4 protein-coding genes are annotated in these 3447 nt (G+C 46.0%); all 4 read left to right on the plus strand.

Features of this window, described 5'->3' with window-relative positions:
• Positions 1-31: 31 nt before the first annotated feature.
• Positions 32-346 carry a hypothetical protein gene (locus IBX40_12140; GenBank protein MBE0525059.1) on the plus strand — a complete coding sequence of 105 codons (315 nt, stop codon included), beginning with the start codon at positions 32-34 and terminating at the stop codon, positions 344-346.
• A gap of 318 nt (positions 347-664) precedes the next feature.
• Positions 665-1018 (plus strand): helix-turn-helix domain-containing protein, encoded by a 354-nt coding sequence (locus tag IBX40_12145; GenBank protein MBE0525060.1) that lies wholly within the window; start codon positions 665-667, stop codon positions 1016-1018.
• The gene (locus IBX40_12150; protein ID MBE0525061.1) at positions 1015-1281 is read left to right on the plus strand and encodes a hypothetical protein; all 267 of its coding nucleotides are present in this window, start codon (positions 1015-1017) and stop codon (positions 1279-1281) included. Before IBX40_12145 ends, IBX40_12150 begins: the two co-directional genes overlap by 4 nt.
• Complete coding sequence (locus IBX40_12155; protein ID MBE0525062.1) at positions 1278-3365, plus strand: recombinase family protein; 2088 nt, start codon at positions 1278-1280, stop codon at positions 3363-3365. The genes IBX40_12150 and IBX40_12155 overlap by 4 nt, the downstream gene beginning before the upstream one ends.
• The last annotated feature ends 82 nt before the right edge of the window (positions 3366-3447 follow it).

Below are 3447 nucleotides of genomic sequence, written 5' to 3' on the forward strand. Positions count from 1 at the left end.
TCAGCAATGAAGTGGTTTTCGAGGTATGAAAATGGATTTTCTACCTTTCCCTTGGTCTACACAGACAAATGCACCTAATCCGAACTTTGAGAAACAAATGTTCCAGGTCACTCATCCTTTCCACCCCCTTTATGGAAAAGAGTTCGAGATCATAGAGTGCCGTTATGGATGGGAAGAAGAAAGGGTATGGTTTTACAAACAAGACCAAACGCTAGGGACCCTACCACTGGCCTGGACAAATCTTCGTCCACCTGACCCCTATCTGGACATGGAAGAAGGTCATTCACCATTCCGTGTGGAGGATCTCCTACAACTATCTGACTTAATAAAGGAGGTGAGGGGGTGAATCCTATTTCTATTACCCAAGATTCTGTAAAGATAATTATGCCGCAGATGTTAAGAAGATTATGTTCATATAACCTATTAATATCGAATATTAGAGGATATTTAACAATAAGCAATATAAAAGGCAAAATATTATTAACAGATACTTTCATATATCTATTGGAGGCTTACCATGAAATATGCCCAATCAAACAAGCAAAAAGAGAGCTACTTGCAAGACCATGGGGTATTAAATCCCCATCCGGAACGTGTTCAGAACGAACTCTTTCTGGCAAACGAATTCTTCGACCCTCGAGACCTGCTCCAGGTTCGTTACGAGATGATACGCTGTCATCAGATCGACAAGGTATCCGTATTAGACACCTCAAAGCAGTTCGGCGTCAGTCGAGTAACCTTCTATCAAATCGCTGGATTATACGACAGTCTGGGCCTCATAGGCCTGGTCCCACAAAAAACGGGGCCGAAGAACCCTACCAAATGTACGGAAGAGATTATCGAGTTCGTCAGGCAGCAACGTTCACAACAACCCGATATCGCTTGGGAAATCCTCATTCAAGCAGTATACGAAGAGTTCGGTGTCTCCCTTCATCGTCGGACTATCGAAAGAAGACTTGCCAGTGTAAAAAAAACGAGTCCGACCCAGAGAAACTTTTCAAAGGCGGGACGACCTTGATCGATCAATATGAACAGCTACGGGCATCAATGATCTCAACTGATGAGGAACTACACACACCAGGCTATGGTGTTTTCATGTTGAGTGGAATGTTTGGGTGGATCAAGGCAGTTCCAGCCCTTACGCCAACAACAGAAGAAAAATCAGAATACACAGAAATCAGATCCACAATAGAAGTTTCTAAGATCCAACCGGAAAACTACAATGGTGTCGTGAATGTATTGGCGAATATGGTTGTCTGCTGTATAGGAGGGAGCTTATGAGGGACCAGAAAATAACCTCTGATCACCTCCGTAAGGCAGCGTATCTCTATGTCCGCCAGTCATCCATGAAACAGGTGATCGAAAACCAAGAGAGTACACAACGGCAATACGCCCTTAAGAACAGGGCTCTAGCTCTTGGTTGGAAGTTAGATCAGATTATTGTGATTGATGAGGACCTTGGTCTGTCCGGTACCAGTGTGCAGGATCGGAAGGGATTTCAGCGCCTTGTAGCTGAGGTGGGATTGGCGAATGTAGGACTGGTCATGGGGCTGGAAGTATCGCGATTAGCACGAAACAACACCGACTGGCATCACTTACTGGAAATCTGTGCTCTGACGGATACACTTTTACTCGATGAAGACGGATTGTACGATCCTGGATTCTTCAATGACAGATTACTATTGGGATTGAAGGGCGCAATGAGCGAAGCAGAGATCCACTTCCTGCGAGCGAGATTACAGGGAGGTATACTCAACAAAGCAAAGCGCGGTGAGTTGAAGATGCGCCTACCAGTGGGATTTGTTTACGATGATTCGGGGAAAACAGTCATTGATCCCAACAGACAGGTTAAAGAAGCAGTGGAACACCTGTTCTCCATTTTTAAGCGGACCGGAAGTGCCTATGCCGTGGTCAAACATTTTCGTGAGAATGGTTTGAAATTCCCGGCACATGTGCGGAGCGGTCCCCATGAAGATGAGATCGTCTGGAAACCCCTGTATCATTATAGGGTGCTGCAGGTGCTCCATAATCCCCGTTATACCGGCACTTTCGTCTTTGGCCAGACCAAGACAAGGAAGAATCCCATAGATGGGAAGACTAGGACCCAGAATATTCCACCGGATCAGTGGAAAGTCATTATTCCAGAAGTTTTTGAAGGTTATATCTCCTGGGAACAGTATCAAAATAATCAGAAGCAACTTGCAAACAATGCTGCAGCCCACAATAAGGACCAACGCCGCAGCCCACCCGGATCGGGTCCTGCTTTAATTCAGGGGATGGTATTATGTGGTAAGTGTGGGCAGCGGATGACTGTCCGTTACCATACACGAAACGGCGAGTTGGTACCTGACTATGTATGTCAACGACAGGGGATCGAAACTGCAACAAGGCAATGTCAGTTCGTTCAGGGTGAGCCTGTTGATGAGCTCATTGGTAAGATGCTTGTGGAGATGGTGACACCTTTGAACCTGGATGTTTCGATGAAGGTTTTTGAAGAGATACGAACTCGCCATGAGGATTTAGTGCGACTTCATCGGACAGGATTGGAACGTGCCCGTCACGAAGCTGAATTGGCTCAACGTCGTTTCATCCGGGTGAATCCCGATAATCGGTTGGTGGCCGATAGCCTTGAAAGCAGATGGAATGAAGCCCTTCGTACCGTGACCGAACTTGAAGAGAAGTACAAGTGTGTAATTGCAGAATATAAGAACGATCTGACATCTGAAAAAGTTGAGCGTATCCGAAAGCTAGCAGAAGATTTCCCGACTGTCTGGAATGATCCCCGAACCTCAGCAAAGGAACGAAAACGGATGGTTCGCCTTCTCATCGAAGACGTGACCCTTTTAAAAACTGATGTCATTCATGTAAATGTCAGATTCAAAGGGGGCGATTCCATGGAGAGGTGTGTTTCCATCCCTCCTGTGGGCTGGAAAATACACCAAACCTCAACCGAGGTCATAGAACAGATTCGGGAAATGGCACCCACAAAAACGGATAGTGAGATCACTGATGAGCTGAATCAGCAACAGTTACGATCAAGTACTGGATTATCCTTCACACGTAGAAGGGTCTACATGTTGAGGCGGGACTACGACATCGCCGGCCCATATGAACATCTGCGTGAGCAGGGTTTTCTTACTGCTGAGGAACTTGCTGATCGGATTGGAGTATATTCGGGGACTGTGAAAAGGTGGGGGAAGGCCGGCATCTTGAAAAGCAGAGCATACAATGATAGGGGAATGGCACTATACGAGGATCCTGGTGAGAATCTACCCAATAAGTGGGCAAAAAAGAAAAGTCCGTCTTGGCGGTCCAAACAGCTAAATGTTACTGAAAGTATGGAAGAGGTGCAGTATGAAGTATAATGGTTGGACCATGGGTGGCGAATCTCTGATCGGGATGGTTGGAAACCATAATGGTTGGCAAATCGAAGATATCTTGGATTCC

Source organism: Methanosarcinales archaeon (assembly GCA_014859725.1).
In the GTDB taxonomy this organism is placed as follows: domain Archaea; phylum Halobacteriota; class Methanosarcinia; order Methanosarcinales; family Methanocomedenaceae; genus Kmv04.

Coding starts and splice junctions, on each gene's coding strand:
- IBX40_12140 (MBE0525059.1), top strand. CDS start 32: ATGGATTTTCTACCTTTCCCTTGGTCTACACAGACAAATGCACCTAAT.
- IBX40_12145 (MBE0525060.1), top strand. CDS start 665: ATGATACGCTGTCATCAGATCGACAAGGTATCCGTATTAGACACCTCA.
- IBX40_12155 (MBE0525062.1), top strand. CDS start 1,278: ATGAGGGACCAGAAAATAACCTCTGATCACCTCCGTAAGGCAGCGTAT.